The organism is Dialister invisus DSM 15470, assembly GCF_000160055.1.
Lineage (GTDB): Bacteria > Bacillota > Negativicutes > Veillonellales > Dialisteraceae > Dialister > Dialister invisus.
Genome location: NZ_GG698602.1, coordinates 1,809,009 through 1,832,988, shown reverse-complemented (window position 1 = coordinate 1,832,988; position 23,980 = coordinate 1,809,009). Strand labels below are relative to the sequence as shown.

Sequence of the window (23,980 nt, the reverse complement as noted above, 5' to 3'; positions counted from 1 at the left end):
AAATAGCACAACTGCATATAATTGTTAATACTTAATAAATAATCAGGCATAAAATATATTTATTCCCATATCACGCAGCTTACACACCGCCGCCCCCCGGGTCAAACGTATTTATTCTTCCGCGCGCTCTTTTTTCAAGCCGCCATCGGCGTAAGGGATATAGATGGAAAGGATTCCGAAAATGGCCAGAAGCCAGCAGTACCACATATGGGGAATGATTTCCATCGCATTTATCACAGTACCATTTTTCGACGCCAGCGCGGAAGCGGTCAGAAGCTGGGCACCATAGGGAATAATCCCCTGGAACACACAGGAAAAAATGTCCAAAAGCGACGCGCTCCTGCGGGAATCTATCCCATATTCATTGCTGATATCTTTTGCCACACCGCCGCTGATAATAATTGCCACCGTATTGTTTGCCGTGGCACAGTCCGTCAGGGACACGAGCGCCGCGATGCCCAGCTGGGCGGATTTATTCCCTTTAATCATTTTGCGCAGTTTGGAAATAAGCCATTCGATACCGCCGTAGTAAGCAATCATTTCTGAAATACCGCCGCAGAAAAGAGCAAGGAAGAAGGCTTCTCCCATCCCCATAAAGCCGTTCCAGATATTCTGTGCGAAAGTAATAACCGTAAGCTCCGCCGATGCCATGCCGATAAATCCGGCAAGGAATATTCCTACAGTGAGTACGAGGAATACATTTGCCCCAAGAAGCGCCAGTCCAAGAACGGCAATATAAGGAAATACTTTAAGCAGGCTGTAATCAAGCTCCTGCAAATCAGCTGCCGCTGACGGCTGGCCGATAACAAGGAGAAGAAAAATCGTGAGAACTGCCGCCGGAAGGGCAATTCTGAAGTTCATTTTAAATTTATCTTTCAATTCACAGCCCTGCGTCCGTGTCGCTGCAATCGTGGTATCAGAAATCATGGATAAATTATCTCCGAACATAGCGCCGCCCACACAGGCCGCCACCATGAGCGCTTCAGAAATTCCGCTCTTCACGGAAATTCCCGCTGCAATGGGCACGATGGCCGCAATGGTTCCCATAGAAGTCCCCGTGGCCGTACCCATAAACGCAGAAATAATGAAAATGCCTGCCGTCAGGTATTGGGCAGGAACAAAACTGATCCCCAGATTTACTGTCGCGTCACGGCCGCCCATAGCGGCTGCCACGGCGGAAAATGCGCCGGCAAGGATGTAGATCATGAGCATGGTCATGACATTTTCGTTGCCCGCGCCTCGTGAAAAAATACCGAATTTTACCTGAAGCGTTTCATCTCCCATAAAGAAAGCGGAAAGAACCGCAATAAACATGGCCGTCACCGATGGAAACTGGTAAAATGCCATTTCCACGCCATGAATCTGAAAATAAATCCCCGCGCCGAGATAAATGACGATAAAAATTAAAAAAGGCAGAAGAGAGAGCGCTCCTTCCTTTTTGTGCCGATACCCCATCCGAAAATCCCCCTTTACGTTTTCACCCATTATAACAAGATTTACCCTAAAATAAAAACAGCTTGAAGCCTTTCGCCCAAAGCTGCATCGATAACAAAATATTTCTTCCGGTCTGCTACAGCAGCACCATTTTCAATCCGATGGAGATGAGAATAATTCCGCCGAGGACAGCAGCTTTATCCGCCAGCCTCACTCCGAATTTCCTGCCGATCATTACCCCGGCCACACAAGCCGCAAATGTTACTGCCGCAATAATGAGAGCACAGACAAATGCGGCCGCCAAGTCCATTTGCTCATTGGTAAACCCTGCGGAAAGCGCATCGATGGAAGTTGCCACGCCTTGCAGCAAAAGCGCTTTTTTCCCCACACCGGCCCGGATATGTCCCGCATCACCGGAAAATCCTTCTTTCACCATGCTTACGCCGATAAAGCAAAGAAGAAAACAGGCAATCCATGGGATATAGGACGCAAAGAATTGGAATACCTCCACAATGATATGCACACAGATCCATCCCGCCATAGGCATAAGCCACTGGAAAAATGCAAAAGTGCCCGCCATAAAACTGATTTTTTTCCATCCCATGCCCGGTTCATGAAAACCGTTCGCCAGAGAAACAGAAAAAGCATCCATCGCAAGACCGGCACCGAGGAGCACGCTGCTCAGCAGAAATACAAAGTCCATATTTTCTCTCTTTCGGAAAATAAAAAACCGGAACGCTATGCCCGGTAAATTTCCTGATCAGAGATCCCGCGCATAGCTTTTGCTAAACACGTGAGTCTCGCATTTTAAAGTAGAGCCAGACCATAAGGTCAGCATGTTGACTTACTGCACAGGATGCTTGCTACTCCCCCACTTATTGAGAATAATATCACCAAACCTGCTGTCTGTCAAGCAAAAAATCAGTATTCATCGTATTTCTGATACTTGAAATACATTATCATTTAGAAATTTTTATTTCGCTTCATCTAAATATCTTTTTAGTTCTGCTGTTATTGTGCGCAGTCCTCTGACACCCGGTACGCCCCGCTTTCTCATCTCGGAAAGAGGACAGAATGACCGGTCATAGGTTTTATTTCGCCTGATACGCATACAGTACCGTTCCCGTTTCTTATCTTCTTCTCGGCAGGGAATATCGACTTCCACCGCTTCACAGCGGTACAGGATGGTAGAGTAAGGCGCCGCCATATACATGTACACCGTGTCTCCCTTCTCGATATGTCCCGCCTGCTTCCATTCCACAACATCCGTCTTCCGGAATGCGGAAATGATGTCATAGTAATACGGATTGGCAGGTATGATCCATGTATGGGGCACTGTGTCCTGTTTTGCTCCGTCCTTCTTTTTCTGCGTCAATCGGTAACTTTCTTCCAGAAATTCCATAATCTGCCCGTCCGGCAGTGTATCGTCCAGAATCAGACTCACCCAGCTCTTTTTATTCATATGCCATGCGGGATAAATACCTGCTGTTCCGCAGAGCCTTTTTCTCTCTTCCGGCAGAATTTTCACATTGATCGCTTCTATAACCGCCCCGTCTTTTCCACCATCCAGTTTATTTTTCGGAATTGCCACAATGATTCCGTACCATTTTTTATTTTCATGATTTCTGAATACGCCATATCCGGGATATTTTTTCCACGGAAAATCCGGACGGTCGCCGTACCGCATCCTAATCATCTCCGCAATCCGCTCCGACTGGTCAAAAAGAAAAAGTCTGTCAGTAAAACATCCGGCGCCTATCGTTTCCAATATTTCCACATAACGGGCCCTGACCGTATTCACAAAGGCCCCCGTCTGATACGCCACATGGACGGGAAGATACTCCTCTCCCGCCGCCGTATCGAAAACGCGTCCGAAAACGTTCCCTTCAAGGCTGATAGAAATGTCCGCCCTGAAATCTCCATCCATAAATAATTGGGAATAATGGTACCCTTCTTTGTCCTTATGAAAACCGAACTCCGCCAGTTTCTCGAAATCCGGTCTTTTCCGTTCAAATACTTTTGCTTCCAACCCCATATCTTTCTCCTTGAAAATATGTTTTCTGTAATTACACGCAGAGAGCCGTCCGTAAAAAAGAGATTCCCGAAAGAATCTCCTGATCACACTATTCCCTTTTAGCCGGTTTGATCCCTTTCTCATAACTGGAGAAATCTTCCTTTATCCATGCCAAAAACTCTTTACATTCCGCCTTGAACGCAGGAGAAGGTTTCAATGCCAGGGCGCATCGGAATTCTTCTTCCGCACGCCGGCTTAAATTCTCCGCTTTTTTTACATCTTCTTCCTCCTCCGCGCAGTAATACAGGGCAAACCCGAGCCGGTAATGCCATTCATAGTTTTCCCTATTCCGATCCATGCGTTCTTCCAGAATTTCCAGCGCCTTTTCATACTGCTCCGTATTATTATAAGCCACGGCCAGCTCACCCATCAGGAGATCTGTCTTTTCTTCTTCGGGAAGAGAGGTAATGGCCTTTATGACTTTCTGCGGCTCGTCATTCACATACCATTCTCCAATCTGTTCCAGAAACGGCCGGTTTTCATCAAAATAAGCCTCCTCTTCCGGTGTATACTCCTCCTCCGCTTCACAGCAGATATACTCCATGACCATCCGGCAGAGATTTCCCGCCCTGTCGTAACCAAAGTACACGGGATAGCAGCCGTCTCCGAATCCGCTCTGTATCATGGGAAGCCGGTATGAAGTCCCCGGTATCGTGAAATTGATCCAGTCGCCCCCTTCTCTCTGGAACCGGGGCGCTGCTTCATAGCTCTTTGCAAATATATCTGCAAAGAAATCATCATATATATTTCCTTCCGGATTCTTTTCATACCAGTCACTTTCAAATTTGCAATAAGCGTCCCTTACTTTGACATCTGCCACGGTCGCCAGCCCTGCATCGACAGCGAATCCGATATAATCAAAATTTTTCCAATCAGACAAATCTTCTGTACCGGTCAGCGCCAATTCATAGTAAGCTGCTTCTTCCTCAGCGAAACGGATCCGTGTGGCAATGTAGCGGAAATTTCCTTCTTCCATTTCTGCCGCCAGTGTTTCCAGCATGAACGTTCCGACAGGAACTTTCTCCCTGTACGGCACAGTGTTTTTATCCAGATACACAAGAGGGTCGCATACAATGATCTTCCCTGTAGGGAAAGTTACGGTTCCCATGGAAAATAAAAACAGTTTCTTACCCTGAAACTCACTTTTTGCAAACAACTCTTCATAATCGACAGAGGGTGCCAGCATTCCTTCCTTCTTTAATTTTTCATATGCTTTCAACCATTTTTCTTCATCCGACATCTCTATCCCGCCTTTCCGATAACCCCTGTTACATTGATTTCATTCTATCATCCTCTTTTCTTACATGTCCACGCCTACACAAAAAGAGCCTCCTCACGGAGACCCTTTCATCAAAAGTAAGAACTATCCCTTAAAATATTTCACGCCTGCTTCCAGCAAAGGCTGGAATTTATTGCCGTAAATATTTTTCGCGATATTCGCGCCGTTTCTTTCCGTATGCCCCATCTTTCCCAGAACTCTGCCGTCAGGACTGGTAATGCCCTCAATGGACCAATTTGACCCATTCAGGTTGTACCGGCTGTCATAAGTCGGGTGGCCTTCACTGTCTGTATAAAGTGTTGCTACCTGTCCATTGGCAATAAGCGCTCTGATCTGTTCATCAGACGCAATGAAGCGCCCTTCCCCATGGCTTACGGGAATACTGTGCAGATCCCCCGGACGGCACAAAGACAGCCATGGAGATTTTGTAGAAACCACTTTTGTCGTTACATAATGGGACAGATGGCGTCCGATGGTATTGAATGTCAGCGTCGGCGCCTCTTCTGTCAACGGCTTAAATTCACCGTATGGAACGAGTCCCAGTTTGATCAGAGCCTGGAATCCGTTGCAGATACCGAGAACCAATCCGTCTCTTATATGGAGAAGTTCTTCCATGGCCTCCATGAGTTTTGCATTGCGGAATACGGCCGCAATAAACTTGCCGCTTCCATCCGGTTCATCCCCTGCGGAAAAGCCGCCGGGAAACATGACGATCTGTGATCTGGAAATACGTCTTGCCATTTCTTCCACGGATTCTTTCAGTTCCGCCGCATCTCTGTTTCTCATGATGAAGATGTCTGTATCAGCGCCTGCCCGTTCAAAGGCTCTCGCACTGTCCACTTCGCAGTTGGTACCCGGCATCGTGGGAATAAATACTTTCGGTCTTGTAATGGCGGTTTTCACGGCAAAGCGGAATTTCGGTTCCATTTCATCAATGACCGGAATATTTCCCGTAAGATCTTCCGCACGCCTTGGGAAAATAGGATCCAACGTCTTCTCATACGCACGAAGAAGGTCTTCCAGAGAAATTTCCGTATCCGCTATTTTCATCACCTCTCCGCCGATGGTGCCGAGAATTCTCGTGTGCGGCTGCTTTGCGTACTCTTCCGCCAACTCCGGCGCAGTTTCCACAATGATCGCTCCATAGAAGTTCCCAAAATACTTCGGCAGAGGCAAATTCCCCGTCGTGAAGTCCACGCCCAGCTTATTGCCGAAAGCCATCTTTGCTGCAGTCACAGCAACACCGCCATGTCCTACGGCTTTCATGGCCGCAATATTTCCTTTCTTCACTTCCTGATACAGGAAATCGGCATGCAGTTTAAATACGTCAAGGTTCGGCATTCCTGTCTCATCTTTGGGCATCCCGAAAAGCATGAGGGTATTTCCTTCCTGTTTCAACTCCTGGCTGACCGCTTCAGAAGCCTTTCCGGGAGCAACAGCAAAGGAAACAAGCGTCGGCGGTACATGGAGATCATTAAACGTACCGCTCATGGAATCTTTGCCCCCGATGGCACCGAGACCGAGAGCCGCCTGCATATGGAATGCACCAAGAAGAGCAGCAGCAGGTTTTCCCCAGCTTGTCCTGTCTGTCAGTTTTTCAAAATATTCCTGGAGCGTGAGGTATGCCCTGCGCCAATCCGCCCCCATCGCCACGAGGCGTGTCACGGAAAGAAGAACCGCATATACGGCGCCATGGAAAGGGCTCCATTCCGCCAGATCCGGATCAAAGCCGTGTGCCATGAAGCTTGCGCTGTCCGTCTGGCCCCGTCGTACAGGAAATTTAGCCGCCATTCCGTCAGCGGGCGTCTTCTGGTACCTGCCTCCAAAAGGCATAAGAACCGTCCCCGCTCCGACAGTAGAATCAAAACGTTCCACAAGTCCCTGCTGGGACGCATTATTCAGGTCACCCATAGCTTCTAACCACATCGCACGGATATCTTTGATTTCAGGACGGACAAAAAAGCCTTCTTCATCCGGTTGGGTAATATATACATCTTTTCTTTGGGACGCCCCGTTTGTATTAAGGAAGGCACGGGAAATATCGACGATCTTATCGCCCCGCCAGGTCATCACAAGACGCCCCGTATCATTCACATCGGCAATGACTGTCGCTTCCAGATTTTCTTCCGCCGCATAGGAAATAAAACGATCGGCGTCTTCTTTCCTGACAACCACCGCCATCCTTTCCTGCGATTCGGAAATCGCCAGTTCCGTACCGTCAAGGCCTTCATATTTCTTCGGCACGCTGTCCAAGTTGATGGAAAGACCGTCTGTCAGTTCCCCTGCCGCCACGGATACGCCGCCCGCGCCAAAGTCGTTGCACCGCTTGATCAGACGGGTCACTTCGCCGCGGCGGAAAAGGCACTGGATTTTTCTCTCCGTCAGCGGATTGCCTTTCTGCACTTCCGCGCCGCAGGTTTCGATAGATTCCGTATTCAGTTCTTTAGATGAGCCTGTCGCGCCGCCCATACCGTCACGGCCTGTCCTGCCGCCCACAAGGATGACCACATCACCGGCCTGCGGCCGTTCACGAATGACATGGCTTTCCGGAGCCGCTGCTATAACAGCGCCGATTTCCATGCGTTTTGCCATGAATCCGGGGTGATAATATTCTTTCACTTCCCCTGTGGCAAGGCCAATCTGATTTCCGTAAGAGCTATACCCTTTCGCCGCTTCCACAACGATTTTCTTCTGCGGTAATTTGCCCGTAAGTGTTTCGGAAAGCGGTGTGTGCGGATCCGCAGCGCCGGTGACACGCATCGCCTGGTATACATAAGAACGTCCGGACAGCGGGTCTCTGATGCAGCCGCCGAGACAGGTCGCCGCACCGCCGAAAGGTTCGATTTCCGTAGGATGGTTATGCGTTTCATTCTTAAAGAGAAGGAGCCAGTCTTCTTCTCCATCGACAGTGTCAATCGTCACTTTGATTGTACACGCATTGATTTCTTCGGAAGAGTCCAGATTTTCCAGGCGGCCTTCTTTGCGAAGCGCCTTCACGGCCACCGTCGCCATATCCATGAGTGTCACAGGACGGCCGGTCTTTTCACCGTACATTTGGAGACGGGCATCTGCGTACTCATTCCATGCCTCTTTGATCGGTTTGGTGAAAATGCCGTCTTCAATTCCTACTTCGGTAAGTTCCGTGGAAAACGTGGTATGACGGCAGTGATCGGACCAGTAAGTATCAAGTACACGGATCTCAGTGACTGTCGGATCGCGCTTTTCTTCCGTCCTGAAATATTCACGAATCATAGCCAGATCATCATGGCTCATGGCAAGTCCCATGTCTTTAATCAGTCTGTCGATCCCGGCATCATCCAATTCACGGACACCCTCTACAACCGCTACAGGCTTCGGCTCTTCAACCGGCAGATCCAGGGTTTCCGCTTCTTCCAGAGATGCTTCTCTTGATTCCACAGGATTTACAAGAAATTTCAAAATTTTTTCCCGATCTCCGTCTGTAAAATCACCATGGAAAACATACACCAGAGCACACCGTACACGGGCACCGTCACGGCCTGTAACAATAGCAAGGCACTGTTCTGCCGAGTCCGCCCGCTGATCATACTGGCCGGGAAGGAATTCCACGGCAATCACCATATCCCCTTTCGGTAATTCCGCCTGCACGGAGTCTACCGGCGGTTCGGAGAAAACGGTCGCCACCGCCTTTTCATAATCGTCACTACTCAGATGATCCACATCATAACGGTGGTAAATGGCCGTTTCATGAATCCTTTCACCGAGAATTTCTTTCAGCTGGGCAGTCAGACTTTCTTCTCCCTGCCGGAAGTTTTCTTTCTTTCTCACGTAAAGCCGTCTAATGTCAGACAAAGTGCACACCTTCTCTTTCATATATTTTCCAAATGACAGAACGAAAATAAATGGAACAAACCTGTTTATACACACTTATATTACCACAAAGCTTTCCCCGCCGTCCTCATGTTTCCCCGCATGCGCCTTTTATTTCCGCAGAGACATATTTCTCTGCTGCACCTAAAGGAAAAGATAGCTCTGTCCAACAAAAAAGCACCCGCCGGGGATAGCGGATACCTTTGCATGTCTTATTGCGGGAAGCATTTCCTCTCTACACGGAAATGAGATAATAAAGAGCAGTATACAGGCGGCTTTACCTTTTCTTTCCATGCCGATACCGCTTTACCGCATCAGTAAAATTCATTCCGAAAATGCATCTCCTGTTTCTTTTATACATGGAAAAACCAATCCCATCCATCCATCATACGGCAGGGAATCCCCCGAGACTCCATCAATTGAAAAAACTCTTTTACTTTTTCCTCGGCACTTTCATAATTTTGACGCTTAAATCCCTCTCTCCAGATTATCATGCCTGTCTTCCTGCCGTTTTTTCGATACAGACGAATAAAGTACTTGGCGCCCCCACTCAGCGGGCGGCGGTATAGTAGTACTTTCCTTGCTTCCACCCGTTCTATATCGGACAGGGGACAAGAAGTTTCAAACACATTATGGATATACAGTATCTCATTTTCTATATGATAAGCGGTAAACGCTGTCCCCTGCCAGATATGGCGGAGCAGACGCCAGCCGTAAAAGGCAAGTACAAACAAAATGCCAAGAAAAAATACACTCTCTGCAAAGATGACAAATCCCACAAGCCACAAAAAAGGATCCATGATGTCCCTTTCCTTTCTCAAATCCGTTCTGATACCGGTATCCCATTCCGGCTACGTTCTTTTGCAGAAAATATATCCTCCGCTTGCGGGGCTGATTTCTTTTCCTGATCTGTTTATCCAAGAAAATCCCTGACCCCTGCTGCATAAAATGAAGTTTTCCATATCCAACTTATACTATGTCTTGTTTTTCACATGTTCCCATGCTGTATGAAGAAAACTCCGCAAAAAAATCTTTTTCACTACCAAATGCAGAATAAAGAACATGGCCGGAAGCGACAGGGATGAAGCAAACAGTCTGACTCCATAACCGCTATACAAATCGGGCATCTCTGCCGCAGAATCCACAATATATCGCAGCAAAGGGAAATACACTTCCACAAACCATTTCCACGCCGCAGGAAGGGCAAGCAGCAGAATCCCCGCCAGCAGGATCAATACAACAAGAACAAGTATCCTGATCTTCCATACTACTTCATCATAAATACGCGCTTTTTCTCCTTCTGTAAGCTCCTGCAATTCCGGCATGATCTGTTCCCACTGGCGAAATGTTTTTTCCCGCCCTGTTCCCAGATGAACCAGATTCCGCGACTGCCTGCGCCGCACCCACAGCCCCAGAAAGAGACTCATTACCCCCAGAAGAAAAGGCAGCCCCGCATAAAGCAGAAGATAATCGGGAGGAAATGATACCTCTACCGCAGACAGCACGGTCAGTCCTATCACCGGCAAGATGATGAGCAGTATCCCCATGAGTAGAAAAGGAAGCATGAAATAGTTAGAATACATCTGCCTCGTAAGACGCCACCCTTTCCCATACCCCATTGGCTCCGGGGACTGGATTCCACGGTCTTCCACCATCTGCACACGAACGATATATTCCGTTCCAAAAAGGCCCTTTCCCGTTACACATTGGTATTTTGAACCGATATGATCAACAAACAGCCGCTGGCGCCACGCATCTGCCACATAGGGCCCGCTTTCCTTAAACCAGAAAAAATGCATATTTACATGACGGTAATGTCTGCCCCTCATCCTCCGCGTCTGATAATCACGGAGCGTAACAATTTTGCTTTCTTTCCCATGGATACAAAACGGATCCACCCAATGGAGAAGGATATCACGCATGCAGAAAACGGAAAGGAAAGCACACACGGCCATCAGCCACAATGACTCCATTCCAAACAGGAAGCGGCAGAAAAGTACAACCGGAACTGCCAGCAGTATACTGGCGAAAAACAGCTTCCTCCAATCATATTCCAGATCTGTAGAAAAAAATGACGTAACATACCGCGGAGCAACTTTACGGCCAAAATACGGTCCATGGCTGGCCAGGTTCAATACGCCCAGCAGACAGATGATGCCTCCCGCAGTGCCTGCTCCCGTATCCATGGCAATGACAGTACCGCCTATTATAAAAGAGATGACAGAAAAGATCTTCCCGCCCGGCCCTTCGATGACATACCGGCAGGTAAGACAGAAAAAGCAAAAATACATAGTCAGCACAAGCCAGGATGTCATAGGCATACAATCTCTCAATGCAGCCATCATAAGACAGCCCCCTTTGTCCTATATTCTATAAAAACCATCATAACTTCTATATCATATGATATGCGCCGGCCTCCGTCAAAGATGCGGGAAAGTTTTCAAAGAAAGCAGGTGTATACGAAGCGAATGGGAATGGAGAATCCCATAACGCCACAGTCCGTAATCCGTCTTCCGCTTTCCTAAAACCGTACTTGTTTCAGTTATCATAAAAAAACCGGCCCCTTTACGGAAGCCGATTCTTTGCATGTTCTTCAATTATCCGAGAAAACCTCTCGTATTCTGCGCTTCTACCACACGCTGGAGCGCAAGCATATACGCGGCAAGACGATAAGTGACTTTATATTTTTCTTTCAGTGCCAGTACATCTTCATAGCCCTGGCGCATTTTAATTTTCAGCCGTTCATTGTATTCGTCTTCTGTCCAGTAGTAACCGGTGCGGTTCTGTACCCATTCAAAGTAAGAACCGACCACACCGCCTACATTGGACATGACATCAGGCAGCACTTCGATGCCTTTCTTTTCAAAACAGATATCCGCTTCTTCGGTGGTCGGGCCGTTAGCGCCTTCCAGTACCAGTTTTGCTTTCACCAGTTCCATTGTCTTTTCATTAAGCTGGTTTTCCATTGCCGCCATAAAGAGCACATCCACATCCTGAGAGAAAAGGGCCATATCCGGAATGATGGTTGCCCCCGCTTCGGTATAGCCTTTCAGGGATCTGCCGTGGGAATTTGCGTATACATACATCGCTTCGATATCAAGACCGTTCGGGTTGTACCAGGTACCGTTAATATCGCCGACACAGACCACTTTCACCCCCTGCCGGTGGATCAGGAGGGCCCCGACAGAGCCTACATTGCCGAATCCCTGTACGGCCATGGTGAGTCCGTCCATTTTTTTATGATTCTTTTCGCACCAGGTCTCCAGTGTAAAGAGAAGTCCTCGTCCGGTCGCTTCATTTCTACCGAGAGAGCCGCCAGTCGCCAGCGGTTTGCCGGTAACGACCCCCGGTTCCCATTTACCCGAAAGAGCGGCGTATTCATCAGCAATCCATGCCATGACCTGGCCGTTTGTATTTACATCAGGCGCCGGCACATCTTTGTCAGGTCCGATAATCGGGAAAATTTTGCGCACATAGCCGCGTGCCAGACGCTGGAGTTCGCGTTGGGACAGTTTATGGGGATCTACCTTGATACCGCCTTTAGCGCCGCCGTAAGGAATATTTCCGATCGCGTTCTTTATGGTCATCCATGCGGCAAGAGCTTTTACTTCATTCTCGTCAGAAGCAGGATGGAAGCGGATACCGCCTTTTGCCGCGCCGCGGGCTGTATTGTGCTGTACCCGGTACCCCGAAAACACTTCCACATGGCCGTCATCCATGGTAATCGGAATGCTCACGGTCAGTTCCCTTTCCGGATAACGCACAAATTCATAGTCATTCTTTTTGTAACCTAAAACTTCGGCTGCCTTGTCCAAAACATGGAGCATATTTTCATAAGGATTGTAGTTTGCCATTTCATCACCTCAAAGATAAAAATAAAATGAACATCTTAGATAAATATACCACTTTGCTTTCAGGATTACACTTAAATCGTCACATTATACCTTATTTGTATAATATAAATGTTTATGATGACAGAAAGTCAATCAGACACTCCCGCATGGGTTTCATGAGCCGAGCCGAACCCGCCAGCGGGGAATGCCATCCTCCGTCTCTACCCGTTCCAGTCCTTCGAAAAAATAATGATCGCCCAAATCTTTCCCTGCCAGCTGGTTGTGCACTTTCATCAAAAGCTCCCCGCTCGTGAAAAAGCTTCCATTATTTGCAGACAGCAGGGCTTCTATATCCGCCTGAAACAGGCCGTCTATCCGATTCTCCTCGTTCAAATCAGATTCATCGATCACCATTTCATTGGCAAGCAGTTCTTCTTTTCCGGAAAGAAACGCTTCATAGACAATATAGACTTTTCCCGCTTTCACAGCGGTTTCCTCCGGTTTCCAGTTCTTGCGGTTGTCTTCTATATAATTTTTCACATCTTCAGAAAAGGCAGCCGGTGATGTATATGGTTTTTCATCAAAGGCCCAATAAATATAATTCAGCAGTTCTCCCTCTTCACGAAATTTATGAAGGAATGTATCTGCTCCATCTTGTCCGCTTGCAGGCGTATGAGCTGGCTCCCCGCCATTTCCTTTATCCGGTGTATCTTTAAGTGTGTACAGCTTTTCCCAACCGGAGGTATCAGGAATGATATTCCGGTTTCTGTAATTTTGCAGCGCATACAGTACCTGCTCCCCAGTCTGCCTCGCTTTTCCGTAAATGACGCTTCCACCTTCTTCCGCCTTGCTGATTTCCAAAGTAAACAGATCCCCTTCATCATGAGCGGTCTGCATGAAAAGGCTGCCCATGACGGGCGCAGGCGGCGTCAGGATCAGATACTGCACATCACCTTTTTGCAGAAGTTCCATTGTTTTTTTGATATCTTCCGAGGCAAACTGTACAGTCGTATTCACATCCGTTTCCAGGCGCCACCGTTGTGATAATTTCCCCGCTTCCCTCCTCAACAGCGGCTTCTTCAGAAAATAAACGACGGCAAGCGCTGGAACCACGATCGGCAAAACAAGGGGAAGCACATAAGGAAGGCTCATAACGGCCGCTCCCTTCCGCTTTGCCATGGAATGCACGTTTTTATGAATCTCATTCACATTGTCCGCGCTGTGGTTCAACACATCAAAAAACGCCGGATCTTCCAGCGAAAGGAAAGAAAGACAGCAAAGGGCGGCACCTGCCAGAAGCCCTGTTAAAACCAATAATTGGAAAGTAACACGCCGGCATATCTCTCCTTTTTCCTGCTGCGTCAGGCACTCCATTTCCGGTATGCCCCGGCTCCATTTTTCAGCCCGTTCTTCTTTTGTCATTTAGCACCTCTTTTTCATAAACAGGATAAACCACTTATTTTCATCGCTTTAAGTATACCTTATCAGCAAAAACAAAAACTCCCCCTGCGGAGAGTCACGAAATCAAATCATCCGAGCAGACTGCGCGCTGCAATGACCGTAATCAGAAGCGGCAGGACAATTTGAAAATACGGTTTCAGCCAGCGGGGAATCTTCATGCCGTCGCCGGTATTCACTTCTTTCAGATAATGGTCGAATCCCCAGCCGTATTTCGAAACGCAGAAGAGGGCAAAAATCAGGGAACCGATGGGAAGCACAAGATTACTTACAATGAAATCTTCCGTATCAAGAATTCCTTTCGATCCCAAAATCTGTACATCAGACCACATATTAAATCCGAGAACACAGGGGATACTGCCGAAAAACACAAGCGGTAAAAGGATATAAACAGCCTTTTTGCGGCCCCAGCCGAAGTTATCCATACAGTTGCCGATAAGTGCTTCAAATACAGCAGTCACCGTGGAAAAACTGGCAAAGGTCATAAAAACAAAGAACAATCCGCCCCAGATCTGCCCCATAGGCATATTGATAAAAATATTCGGAAGCGTAACGAAAATCAGGGACGGCCCCTGATCCGGTTCCACACCGTACGCAAAGCACGCCGGAAAAATAATAAGGCCGGCGAGAAGCGCCACGAAGGTATCAAGCGCCGTAATTCGTACCGCTTCTCCGCCAAGACTGTTCTTCTTATCCATGTAACTCGCAAATATTTCCATGGAACCCTGGCCGACAGACAAAGTGAAAAATGCCTGATTCATAGCGGCTGCCGCCACATTGCCGAGACCGGCCTCAACTGCCCGCCCCCAGTCGGGAAGCAGGTAAAAGGCAATCCCTTTTTCACCGCCGGGAATCATGACGCTGTTCACCGCCAAAAGGATAATCAGCCCCAAAAGTCCGAGCATCATGAACTTTGTTACTTTTTCGAGACTGCCCTGCACACCGCCCGCACAGACCGCAAACCCTACAAGTACAGTAAGTCCCATAAAAAACATGAGTTCCACCGGACTGGAAACCATCTGTCCGAAAATATCCGCTACCCTGCCGGGCGATGCTTCCACAAAGGAACCGCTCAGGAATTTCCAGAAATAATCAACCATCCATCCGGAAATGGTGGTGTAATAAACCATAAGGATATAGCTGCCGATGAGACACACCCATCCGTGCAGATGCCAGTACGTTCCTTTCGGTTCCAACGTTTCAAAACCGCGGAGCACGCTTTTGCGGCTCGAACGGCCGACAGCCAGTTCCATCGTAACCACCGGAATCCCGAGAAGGATTAAAAACGCCAGATAAAACAGTACAAAAACAGCACCGCCATATTCTCCGGTAATATATGGAAACTTCCACACATTCCCGATACCGATGGCACAGCCCGCACTGACCAGGATGAAACCGAGGCGGGATTTAAAACTGTCTCTTTCTTCCATACTTCTTTCCTCCAAAATGCTTTTCCATAATCGGCTTTATATTTCCCACCCTACATCAGTCCGCGGATTAAAATGACAAGGATCAGCACCGGCAGGACATACTGGAAGTACGGTTTCATGGCACCCGGCATTTTGATGCCTCTTCCTTTATTCACTTCCGCCAGATAATGATCAAAGCCCCAGCCCCATTTGGTAACGCAGAATAAAAGGTAAACCAGCGCACCGCAGGGAAGAAGCAGGTTGCTTACCAGGAAGTCTTCGCTGTCCAGCACGTCACGGCTGCCGATGAAATGCATGTCTGCAAGAACATTGTACCCAAGGACACAGGGAATGCTGCACAGGAAAATGATGACTAAATTGACAAGCACCGCTTTCTTACGGTTCCAGCCGAAATTATCAATGGAACAGGCGATAAGGTTTTCAAAGACCGCCGTCACCGTAGAAAAGCTGGCAAAGGTCATGAAGACAAAAAACAAAGCGCCCCATAACTGGCCGAGAGGCATATTTACAAAGATGTTCGGAAGAGTAATAAAAATGAGAGCCGGTCCCTGATCGGGCTGGACACCGTATGCAAAGCACGCGGGAAAAATAATCAGACCGGAAATAAATGCCACAAAGGTATCCAGTGCGGTAATCCGCACTGCTTCTCCCGTCAGTGTAAATTCATCAGACATGTAGCTGCCAAAAATTTCGATGGCCGCGATACCGAGAGATAAGGTAAAGAACGCCTGATTCATAGCGGCTGCCGCCACATTGCCGAGTCCCGCCTCAACCGCCCGTCCCCAATCAGGAAGAAGATAAAAGGCAAGGCCGGGGGCACCGCCATCCAACATAAGGCTGTTGCCTGCCAGAAGAACGATGAGCCCAAGGAGTCCCATCATCATTACTTTCGTCACCTGCTCCACGCCGCGCTGTACACCGAACCCGCAGACAGCAAACCCGAGAAATACGGTAATCGCCATAAAGATGCCCATTTCCAGCGGGTTGCCGAGAAGGGACCCGAACACGGCACCTACAGCTTCTTTGGAAGCGCCGCTGAACGTGCCGTTGATAAACTTCCAGAAATATGCCAGCATCCATCCGGAAACAGTGGTGTAATACATCATAAGAAGATAACAGCCAAGGACGCAGAACCATCCATGAATATGCCAGAGGCTCCCCTGCGGTTCCAGCTTCTTATAGCCGAGCACCGCGCTTTGGCGGCTGCCGCGTCCTACCGCCAGCTCCATCGTCATGACGGGAATCCCCATAAGCACTAAAAATGCCAGGTAAAACAGCACAAAAACAGCGCCGCCGTACTGACCGGCAATATAAGGGAACTTCCACACATTCCCGATGCCGATGGCACAACCTGCGCTGACCAGAAGAAATCCCATGCGGGACTTAAAACCGTCTCTCTCTCCCATAATCCTATACTCCGATAACACTGAAAACAAATTAAAAACATGTACCCGTTTATAATAACTCTATTCTTCCATTCTGCCAATACCCATTTTTTCTATCCGAAGTGACATGAATTTTTTGCATCCCCTTATCCCTTTCCTTCCGGGAAAGCAAACCCGATCATTTTATGACGAAATTTTTGTTCCCATCAGGGAAATATGATTTCAGAAAAGGAACGTTTTCCGTTGTAAAGGTCTGCCCATCAAGATAAGACAAAAGATGCCCGCTTCCTTTTAAATGAAATGTGATTTTCCATGCATGAAGAAGCTGTCCCTTCTCCCCATATCGGCGGTTTACTTCCTTGCTGCCGTACTTGTCATCTCCAATAAGCGGATGTCCGATATATGCCATCTGGCTGCGGATCTGGTGTGTCCGTCCGGTGAGAAGCGTACATTCCAGAAGAGACAAATTCTGACCTGTCTTCACGATGTGATAGTCTGTAACAGCAGACTTCGCCCCTTTTTGCGGAACATCAGACAAAAATACTTTTCCCTGTTTCGAGTCCTTAAATAAATAATGAATGAGGTGTCCTTCCTTTTTCTTCGGAACCCCGGATACGATGCAGAGATAAACTTTCTCCAATTCCCGCTCTTTGATCATACGGTCAAGGATCCCTTTGCTTTCTTCATCTTTAGCAATTACCATGAGCCCGCTCGTATTAAAGTCAATACGGTGAACCATGTACGCGGACGGCTCTCCTTTGTCCGCCAGATATTCATTCACCTCACCAATAAGCGTCCGCGTTGTTTTTCCTGTACTGTCCATGCAGAGGAGCCCTGCTTTTTTATCGGCAATCAATATGTGCTCATCTTCATACACAATCGTGAAATCGCGCCTTTTTTCTTTCGGAAGGACATAGGAAACCACCCTGTCTCCTTCACAGAGCCGATATGTTCCGTCTTCCTTTTTCCCGTTTACTTTCAGCTTTTTTGTGCGGACCGCTTTCACCACCATCCCATGGGGCCAGTGCTCTATTTCTTCCATGAAACGGTCAAGGCGTTTCCCCGCATGACGCCCCTCTATTCTGAATTCCTTCATGCAAACTCCCCTCCCGAAGAAATTACCAGTACTTTATAAATAATATGCCCAAGATCCAAAATATAATCATAATGGCGTTCCATCGCCACAAATGATTGTCCGATATATATCCTTCCGGTTTTATAAATTCTTCCTGAACTGACTCTTTTTCACAAGCCCGACTGTCTTTCTCCAACCGGAATAAAGTCCACGTATCCGTCTTCACCTCATATTCCAGCGCATATATTACCCCGGCTTCCACGGTGACCGCCGGCAGTGTTTCCACCGTATAATGGAACCAGACGGCCTCATTGTGCCATGTATGCACAGGCCAGTCCGCCCGAACCTCCATGCTGTGCATCCCCGGTCTCACATAGACCGCATGTCTCCATGGCCATTTATAGAGGAACGTATCTGCTTTCTCTCCGTCCACTTTCAGGATCCGTACGGAAGAAGTACAGCTGAATCCCTGAAATGATTTTGTCCGCAGCCGGATGACCGCGCTGTTCCTATGCCGCTCCGCCAGCTGGTTCCTCTGCCGGACCTTCCAGCGCCAATGTAAAAAAAGCACCAGCACGCTGGCAGATATAACGCACGCCAGGAAAATAATCTGATATTGATCCGGATACATAACTTTGATTTCCTTTCCTCAGACAGGGAAACGGTGCCGAACGACACGCCTGTACATATCCATGAACAGGTATAGCCGCCTTTCCCCGGCTTCTTTTTCCGGCGCAGATCCGCCTTGTTCATCACAGGCCCCCGGTTTTTGTATATTCTTCCAAGTGGAAGCAGCCATATTTAGAAGAAATACTCCCAGCACAGGCAGCAGGATCCTATTTTCCGCCGCCATCCGTGCAAAACCGGATTCATTCATATCTGCCAGAAGTCTGCAAAAGAAATACATGCATCCGACGATCAGAATAATATTCCACAAAACTTCCGCCCATTGATTCCATTTCTTCCTTTTATCTTCCGCCATGATTTCCTCTTGCACTGCCGAAAGTCATCTCTCCTCAAACCCATGCAGCAAGTCCAAAATCTGCCTGTCCGCCGCTTTTAACCACGCCGCGGAAGATACAGCCTCCCGTCCATACGCTGCCATAAAGAAACCGAACAAAAAAGAATGATAGAAAGACTTCCAATCCCCCAACACTCTGTCGGCAGCGTCCAGCAGGCGCTGCGTCCCTTCCTCTCTATCTCCTGTCTTTCTTGTGTACAGAAGTACCATTCCTGTAAATACATCAAATCCGAAAGGGGTGAAATCTTTTCCAAAATACCGGGCAAACGTTTTATACTTTCCCTGCCCCTCTTCCATGCAGCTGTCATAAGAAGCGGCATAGGTTCCTCCATTTTCTCCCAATACCAGCGGCGCCGCCAGTGTATCAAGGCAGCCCTTCCCGTCTGTGTCACAGAGAAACTTTTTTTCATCCTCTTCCATGTACGTATTCAGCAAAAGGAAAATCATATTTTCCAGAACTTCCCTTTCTTCTCCGCAAACCGCCATGGAAGAAATCTCATTCCGGAAATCTTTCAGCACCTGCTCTGCCGTTTTCAGAAGTTCTTCATCCTGCCGGCGGTGAAGCCATTTCAGAAAAATCATTTCTTTCCTTTCTATTTTTATCAAGAGTTCTCGAATTCCGCATTTCCATATCACTCCAATTATATATCACCGACATAAAAATAAAAAACAGCCTGCCCGAAGCAAACTGTTTCACTTGAATCCCGTTGGATCATCATACCATAGTCCTGATCCCCACAGCAGCATCATTTCCCGCCGATATGTTTTTCTTCCGGAAGGATGCGGAGCCGCTTCCCGCAGTAGGGGCAGCAGTCCTCCACCGCACCCGGAAGCAGATGGAACCGTTCGTTTCCGATGTTCTGACTGATTTCCACCTTGTACGGCAGTTCCCTATGGCAGAAAGGACAGGTCCAGTACTTCAGAAGCACATGATCCATGGAATGGAAAACGGTATTTTCCACATACCCATATCCACAAAAAGACAACCCGAAAAACAGAGAGGTCAGAATCTGGTCCATACCGCGCCCCAGCCATTCCCGGGACGATACGCCCAAAACAGCTTGGCACAGCGCATCCCATATGAGGAACAGAAATGTGCCCCCTATGATCCCCGACAGGCACATGCCCAACACATGATTCCTGTGATTTCGCATAATTTTATCATACGCCCGGCTGATAAAGGGATTCTCCAGAATCTTTGGTTCTGTAGTTCCCCTGTTGATCCGGTTCCGGTTCTCTTTTATTCTCTCGAACAACCGCCTGTACCAGGGCTCCATTTTTCTGATTTTCCTATTTCTCCGCATCGCCTGCGCTCCATCATATTGATCCGATTTCCGTCACTTTACAGGAAAATCGGATCATTCGTCTCAGCCTGATTTCTTTACCAGACGGTACATATTCAAATATAATTCCTGCGCATTTTCCTGTGTGTCTTTCACATCGGATGCAGCGGGCACGGGATTTCCGTTCAGATCATATGACGCCACATTCTGATCCAGCAGGCGGTATCGAATTTCACTGCCCAACTGATCCGCACCCACAGCCAGCTCCGATTCCACAATCGCTTTTACGATACGGCCGTTACCCAGAGCGGGATAATCAAGAGGTTCTGCATAAACCTCAGTGTATACCTTTCCGCGGATAACAGGAAACGTTCCCGCGGGAGCATAATCCTGTTCCACCGTTTCCGTATCCGCATAGATACGCTTCGTGCCGTCCATGTATACCACAGCATACCGATCATAATCATTAAATAATTTATCCGATTTCACAAAAGCGGCGGACGCCGCCCCCGGAAGCAGGACAGCGCCTGCCAGTAAAAAAGAAATGATTTTTTTCATCGCTTTCCCTCTCTCAATACTTACTTTTTGCCGACACGGACAAAGCCGCCGCCAAACCGGGTCGCATGAAGCCATTTTTCCAAATCAAAAGGATACTCTTTCCCTTCATCCCAAAGAGTGCAGATCGTTCTGCCTCCGGCTTCTTCCATTCTTACAAGAATCATCCAGTGCCAGTGATAAGGAATCGACTCTCCCCCGCTGTGGAGATTTAAAAATCCGACAGGCCAATCTCCTGCAAGACCCTCTTGAATAAATTTTTTTACTTTTACAAAAGACGGTGCCAGCATACGGATAGAAGGAATGGAAATCATTTCCGCTTCTGCAGAAAGGTTTTTATCACTGAAATAATGATTCAATCCTTCCATAAGCCATCTTGTCTTGTACAAGCCGTGAAGATGAGGTGTTGCATACGGCCATATTTCAAGCATCTGCTCCACAGCGCCGTCTTTCGTAGTGATTTCCTTTTTCTCCAGTTTCCTTTGCGTATAAGCGGCCATCATGGAGCCCACTGTCGGCCCGCAGCCTGAGATCTGCTGACGTTTCTCGGGATACCAGTCCTGATCATATCCTTTATGCGCACTTCCGTCCGCTGTCACCGTAATCCACTCAGGATGACAAATTTCTGTCATACTTTCCTCTTTCCTGCTAAAACTGCGTTATCATTCATTTCGTAAGGGAAATCCCCTTATCCCAGTTTCCCCTATTATACCATTGCAAAAACAGCTCTTTATCCCTGTTTCGGCATATGCCCTTCCAGCAGTTTCCGCACAGCGTACCCTGCCATCATCATACCGGATACCGGAGGAACAAAAGATACGGACCCCGGTGCGTGATCTTCGCCGACTATTTTACAGGGAACTTCTTTGGAGTACACCACGGGCAGATGGCGGATTCTCTTTTCTTTCAGTACCTTCCTTATCTTTCTCGCCAGATGGCATACCGATGTTTTATAAATATCTGTGATTTCAAGCATTTCAGGGTGAAGGCGGTTGCCTGTCCCCATGGAAGAAATCACAGGGATATGAAACCTGTCGCATTCACAGATAATCGAAATCTTCGCAGGCACGTCATCAATGGCATCAATAATAAAATCGGCATGGAGATTTTCAATAAATGACGTATCATCAGGGCGATAGTACACAGGCAGTACTTTTACATCACAATCGGGATTCACCCGAAGTGCCCGCTCCGCCATCACATCCGCCTTCAAGCGGCCAAGCGTGCTTACATCCGCCACAAGCTGCCGATTTACATTGGAAATATCCACACTGTCCTTATCAATAAAAATCAAATGCCCTACACCTGCACGAACGAGCGCTTCCGCCGCATACGACCCCACGCCGCCGAGTCCGAAGACCGCTGCCGTTTTCCGCGCCAGCAGTTCCACTCCATCTTCGCCGATCATCCGCGCCGTCCTTTGAAATACAGGATTCATCCTATTTCTCCGGAACAATTTCAATCCAATAATGATCCGGATCGGAAATAAAATAAATGCCCATGGCGGGATTTTCATAACAGATGCAGCCCATTTCCTTATGGAGCGCGTGGGCGGCTTCCATGTCCTCCACGGCAAGAGCCAGATGAAATTCATTTTCTCCCAGATTGTACGGTTCTTTTCTGTCGCGCAGCCAGGTGAGTTCCAAGGTATGCCCTGTCACGCCGTCGCTCAGATAAACGAGTTTAAAAGAACCGTCATCGGCCACCTTTTCCCGGACAGGCTTCAGCCCCAGCGCCTTTTCATAAAAAGAAATGCTTCTGTCCAGATCAAGGACATTAAAATTGTTGTGATTAAAAGTGAATTTCATAAATCCTCCATTTATCTATATCGAAAATATTCATATGAAAAGTATATCACAATTTCCCTCTCCTAAACAGCGGACATCATGCTTTTCCATACCATCATTTTTCAAAATATGCTATATTAAATAAGATTATTATTGCAACACTGATTACTATGTAACCGGCACAGAAAGGCGGAATTTGATGAACATCATTGATGAATTGGAATGGCGCGGCGCAATTAACCAGCAGACAGATGCGGAAGGACTATACAAACTGGTAGACCAAAAATCCATCTCCCTGTACTGCGGTATCGATCCTACGGGAGACAGCATGCATATCGGCCACCTGATCCCTTTTATGATTTTGAAACGGTTCCAGCTCGCCGGCCACCATCCCGTCATCCTTATCGGCGGGGGCACGGGCGCTATCGGCGATCCCAGCGGGCGTACCACGGAGCGTGTCCTCCAGACCGCGGAACAGGTAAAGCATAATGCGGATTCTCTTACAGCGCAGATGAAAAAACTCTTCGGTGAAGACGGATCCTTCACCATGATGAACAACTATGACTGGCTCTCAAAAATCAGCCTGCTCGACTTCCTCCGAGACTACGGCAAACTTTTTAATATCAATACCATGCTGGCGAAAGACGTAGTCGCCTCCCGCATGGAAACGGGCATTTCCTTCACGGAATTCTCCTACCAGATACTCCAGTCCATCGACTATAAAATGCTTTATGAAAAATGCGGCGTCCAGCTGCAAATCGGCGGTGCCGACCAATGGGGCAATATCACAAACGGCATCGAACTCATCAGAAAAACAAATGAAACCCATGAAGCCTTCGGACTGACCATCCCCCTCATGCTCAAAGCAGACGGCACAAAATTCGGCAAGACTGCCGGCGGCGCCGTGTGGCTTGACCCGAAAAAGACCTCGCCCTACGAATTCTACCAGTTCTGGTTCAACCAGGATGACAGGGATGTCGTCAAGTATCTGAAATATTTCACTTTCCTTACGAAAGAAGAAATCGACACCCTTGATAAAGAAGTGCAGGCACATCCGGAAAACCGCACCGCCCAGAAACGTCTGGCGGAAGAAGTCACCCGTTTCGTTCATGGAGAAGCAGGACTGGCACAGGCTCTTAAAGTCACCGCCGCCCTTTTCTCCGGTGATATTGCCGAACTGACAGGCGAAGAAATCGAAGGCGCTTTCCGAAACACCAAAGGCGGTGAAGTGGCTTTTGCTCCTGTCAATATCGTAGACGCTCTCGTGGAAGCAGGTGTGGAAAAGTCAAAACGCCAGGCAAGAGAAGATATCACCAACGGCGCTGTCCGCGTAAACGGTATGCAGATCAAAGATACGGAAGCATCCATCTCCGCCCACCCGAATACGAACGGCCGCTTCATCATCATCCGCAAAGGTAAGAAAAATTATTTTTCCATCGCAGTAAAAGAATAAAAACGGCTGCCGTCCGGCAGATTACAGCAAATAGAAAAAATAAATTCACAGTATGCAAAAAGGA

At 48.0% G+C, this 23,980-nt stretch carries 21 protein-coding genes; 1 reads left to right on the top strand and 20 read right to left on the bottom strand.

Annotation, left to right across the window (positions count from 1 at the left end; genetic code table 11):
• Positions 1 to 111: 111 nt before the first annotated feature.
• The 20 genes from GCWU000321_RS08840 to GCWU000321_RS08745 form a co-directional block, all read right to left on the bottom strand.
• On the bottom strand, positions 112 to 1,455 hold the full coding sequence (locus tag GCWU000321_RS08840; RefSeq protein WP_040381614.1) for a Na+/H+ antiporter NhaC family protein: 1,344 nt from the start codon (positions 1,453 to 1,455) through the stop codon (positions 112 to 114).
• 115 nt (positions 1,456 to 1,570) lie between these two features.
• Positions 1,571 to 2,137 carry a manganese efflux pump MntP gene (locus tag GCWU000321_RS08835; protein ID WP_007070897.1) on the bottom strand — a complete coding sequence of 189 codons (567 nt, stop codon included), beginning with the start codon at positions 2,135 to 2,137 and terminating at the stop codon, positions 1,571 to 1,573.
• Positions 2,138 to 2,407: 270 nt separating this feature from the next.
• Positions 2,408 to 3,469, bottom strand: coding sequence for an MmcQ/YjbR family DNA-binding protein (locus GCWU000321_RS08830; RefSeq protein ID WP_040381611.1), 1,062 nt, complete (start codon positions 3,467 to 3,469; stop codon positions 2,408 to 2,410).
• A gap of 88 nt (positions 3,470 to 3,557) precedes the next feature.
• Positions 3,558 to 4,748: a DUF4241 domain-containing protein gene (locus GCWU000321_RS09435; RefSeq protein ID WP_007070895.1), complete on the bottom strand. Its 1,191-nt coding sequence runs from the start codon at positions 4,746 to 4,748 to the stop codon at positions 3,558 to 3,560.
• A 123-nt stretch (positions 4,749 to 4,871) separates the two neighbouring features.
• Positions 4,872 to 8,639, bottom strand: a complete 3,768-nt coding sequence (locus GCWU000321_RS08820; protein WP_007070894.1) for a phosphoribosylformylglycinamidine synthase — start codon at positions 8,637 to 8,639, stop codon at positions 4,872 to 4,874.
• A 350-nt stretch (positions 8,640 to 8,989) separates the two neighbouring features.
• Positions 8,990 to 9,436 carry a hypothetical protein gene (locus GCWU000321_RS08815; protein ID WP_007070892.1) on the bottom strand — a complete coding sequence of 149 codons (447 nt, stop codon included), beginning with the start codon at positions 9,434 to 9,436 and terminating at the stop codon, positions 8,990 to 8,992.
• Between the two features lie 174 nt (positions 9,437 to 9,610).
• On the bottom strand, positions 9,611 to 10,981 hold the full coding sequence (locus GCWU000321_RS09300) for a hypothetical protein (protein ID WP_050754533.1): 1,371 nt from the start codon (positions 10,979 to 10,981) through the stop codon (positions 9,611 to 9,613).
• A gap of 252 nt (positions 10,982 to 11,233) precedes the next feature.
• Positions 11,234 to 12,490: a Glu/Leu/Phe/Val family dehydrogenase gene (locus GCWU000321_RS08805; RefSeq protein WP_007070887.1), complete on the bottom strand. Its 1,257-nt coding sequence runs from the start codon at positions 12,488 to 12,490 to the stop codon at positions 11,234 to 11,236.
• A 153-nt stretch (positions 12,491 to 12,643) separates the two neighbouring features.
• Complete coding sequence (locus tag GCWU000321_RS09295) at positions 12,644 to 13,891, bottom strand: hypothetical protein (RefSeq protein WP_007070886.1); 1,248 nt, start codon at positions 13,889 to 13,891, stop codon at positions 12,644 to 12,646.
• Between the two features lie 107 nt (positions 13,892 to 13,998).
• Positions 13,999 to 15,357, bottom strand: a complete 1,359-nt coding sequence (locus GCWU000321_RS08795) for a sodium-dependent transporter (RefSeq protein ID WP_007070885.1) — start codon at positions 15,355 to 15,357, stop codon at positions 13,999 to 14,001.
• Positions 15,358 to 15,407: 50 nt separating this feature from the next.
• Positions 15,408 to 16,763: a sodium-dependent transporter gene (locus GCWU000321_RS08790; RefSeq protein WP_007070884.1), complete on the bottom strand. Its 1,356-nt coding sequence runs from the start codon at positions 16,761 to 16,763 to the stop codon at positions 15,408 to 15,410.
• 157 nt (positions 16,764 to 16,920) lie between these two features.
• Positions 16,921 to 17,838, bottom strand: a complete 918-nt coding sequence (locus tag GCWU000321_RS08785) for an RluA family pseudouridine synthase (RefSeq protein ID WP_007070883.1) — start codon at positions 17,836 to 17,838, stop codon at positions 16,921 to 16,923.
• A 22-nt stretch (positions 17,839 to 17,860) separates the two neighbouring features.
• The gene (locus GCWU000321_RS08780) at positions 17,861 to 18,448 is read right to left on the bottom strand and encodes a hypothetical protein (RefSeq protein ID WP_007070882.1); all 588 of its coding nucleotides are present in this window, start codon (positions 18,446 to 18,448) and stop codon (positions 17,861 to 17,863) included.
• An 18-nt stretch (positions 18,449 to 18,466) separates the two neighbouring features.
• Positions 18,467 to 18,799 carry a hypothetical protein gene (locus tag GCWU000321_RS08775; RefSeq protein WP_040381609.1) on the bottom strand — a complete coding sequence of 111 codons (333 nt, stop codon included), beginning with the start codon at positions 18,797 to 18,799 and terminating at the stop codon, positions 18,467 to 18,469.
• Between the two features lie 24 nt (positions 18,800 to 18,823).
• Positions 18,824 to 19,420: a hypothetical protein gene (locus GCWU000321_RS08770; RefSeq protein ID WP_040381607.1), complete on the bottom strand. Its 597-nt coding sequence runs from the start codon at positions 19,418 to 19,420 to the stop codon at positions 18,824 to 18,826.
• A gap of 164 nt (positions 19,421 to 19,584) precedes the next feature.
• Complete coding sequence (locus GCWU000321_RS08765; protein ID WP_040381604.1) at positions 19,585 to 20,142, bottom strand: hypothetical protein; 558 nt, start codon at positions 20,140 to 20,142, stop codon at positions 19,585 to 19,587.
• 63 nt (positions 20,143 to 20,205) lie between these two features.
• Positions 20,206 to 20,679: a hypothetical protein gene (locus tag GCWU000321_RS08760; protein ID WP_007070878.1), complete on the bottom strand. Its 474-nt coding sequence runs from the start codon at positions 20,677 to 20,679 to the stop codon at positions 20,206 to 20,208.
• Between the two features lie 20 nt (positions 20,680 to 20,699).
• Entirely contained in the window at positions 20,700 to 21,308 is a 609-nt protein-coding gene (locus GCWU000321_RS08755) for a hypothetical protein (protein ID WP_007070877.1), read from the bottom strand.
• Between the two features lie 98 nt (positions 21,309 to 21,406).
• Positions 21,407 to 22,114 (bottom strand): tRNA threonylcarbamoyladenosine dehydratase, encoded by a 708-nt coding sequence (locus GCWU000321_RS08750; RefSeq protein ID WP_007070876.1) that lies wholly within the window; start codon positions 22,112 to 22,114, stop codon positions 21,407 to 21,409.
• 1 nt (position 22,115) lies between these two features.
• Positions 22,116 to 22,484, bottom strand: coding sequence for a VOC family protein (locus GCWU000321_RS08745; RefSeq protein WP_007070875.1), 369 nt, complete (start codon positions 22,482 to 22,484; stop codon positions 22,116 to 22,118).
• Positions 22,485 to 22,662: 178 nt separating this feature from the next.
• On the opposite strand from GCWU000321_RS08745, the gene tyrS reads away from it, so the two are divergent.
• Positions 22,663 to 23,916 carry a tyrosine--tRNA ligase gene (gene tyrS / locus GCWU000321_RS08740; RefSeq protein ID WP_007070874.1) on the top strand — a complete coding sequence of 418 codons (1,254 nt, stop codon included), beginning with the start codon at positions 22,663 to 22,665 and terminating at the stop codon, positions 23,914 to 23,916.
• The last annotated feature ends 64 nt before the right edge of the window (positions 23,917 to 23,980 follow it).

Coding starts and splice junctions, on each gene's coding strand:
- tyrS (WP_007070874.1), top strand. CDS start 22,663: ATGAACATCATTGATGAATTGGAATGGCGCGGCGCAATTAACCAGCAG.
- GCWU000321_RS08770 (WP_040381607.1), bottom strand. CDS start 19,420: ATGATTTTTCTGAAATGGCTTCACCGCCGGCAGGATGAAGAACTTCTG.
- GCWU000321_RS08765 (WP_040381604.1), bottom strand. CDS start 20,142: ATGCGGAGAAATAGGAAAATCAGAAAAATGGAGCCCTGGTACAGGCGG.
- GCWU000321_RS08805 (WP_007070887.1), bottom strand. CDS start 12,490: ATGGCAAACTACAATCCTTATGAAAATATGCTCCATGTTTTGGACAAG.
- GCWU000321_RS08795 (WP_007070885.1), bottom strand. CDS start 15,357: ATGGAAGAAAGAGACAGTTTTAAATCCCGCCTCGGTTTCATCCTGGTC.
- GCWU000321_RS08745 (WP_007070875.1), bottom strand. CDS start 22,484: ATGAAATTCACTTTTAATCACAACAATTTTAATGTCCTTGATCTGGAC.
- GCWU000321_RS08750 (WP_007070876.1), bottom strand. CDS start 22,114: ATGAATCCTGTATTTCAAAGGACGGCGCGGATGATCGGCGAAGATGGA.
- GCWU000321_RS09435 (WP_007070895.1), bottom strand. CDS start 4,748: ATGTCGGATGAAGAAAAATGGTTGAAAGCATATGAAAAATTAAAGAAG.
- GCWU000321_RS08815 (WP_007070892.1), bottom strand. CDS start 9,436: ATGGATCCTTTTTTGTGGCTTGTGGGATTTGTCATCTTTGCAGAGAGT.
- GCWU000321_RS08820 (WP_007070894.1), bottom strand. CDS start 8,639: ATGAAAGAGAAGGTGTGCACTTTGTCTGACATTAGACGGCTTTACGTG.
- GCWU000321_RS08780 (WP_007070882.1), bottom strand. CDS start 18,448: ATGTATCCGGATCAATATCAGATTATTTTCCTGGCGTGCGTTATATCT.
- GCWU000321_RS08785 (WP_007070883.1), bottom strand. CDS start 17,838: ATGAAGGAATTCAGAATAGAGGGGCGTCATGCGGGGAAACGCCTTGAC.
- GCWU000321_RS08835 (WP_007070897.1), bottom strand. CDS start 2,137: ATGGACTTTGTATTTCTGCTGAGCAGCGTGCTCCTCGGTGCCGGTCTT.
- GCWU000321_RS08790 (WP_007070884.1), bottom strand. CDS start 16,763: ATGGGAGAGAGAGACGGTTTTAAGTCCCGCATGGGATTTCTTCTGGTC.
- GCWU000321_RS08760 (WP_007070878.1), bottom strand. CDS start 20,679: ATGAAAAAAATCATTTCTTTTTTACTGGCAGGCGCTGTCCTGCTTCCG.
- GCWU000321_RS08830 (WP_040381611.1), bottom strand. CDS start 3,469: ATGGGGTTGGAAGCAAAAGTATTTGAACGGAAAAGACCGGATTTCGAG.
- GCWU000321_RS09300 (WP_050754533.1), bottom strand. CDS start 10,981: ATGATGGCTGCATTGAGAGATTGTATGCCTATGACATCCTGGCTTGTG.
- GCWU000321_RS09295 (WP_007070886.1), bottom strand. CDS start 13,891: ATGACAAAAGAAGAACGGGCTGAAAAATGGAGCCGGGGCATACCGGAA.
- GCWU000321_RS08775 (WP_040381609.1), bottom strand. CDS start 18,799: ATGGCGGAAGATAAAAGGAAGAAATGGAATCAATGGGCGGAAGTTTTG.
- GCWU000321_RS08755 (WP_007070877.1), bottom strand. CDS start 21,308: ATGACAGAAATTTGTCATCCTGAGTGGATTACGGTGACAGCGGACGGA.
- GCWU000321_RS08840 (WP_040381614.1), bottom strand. CDS start 1,455: ATGGGGTATCGGCACAAAAAGGAAGGAGCGCTCTCTCTTCTGCCTTTT.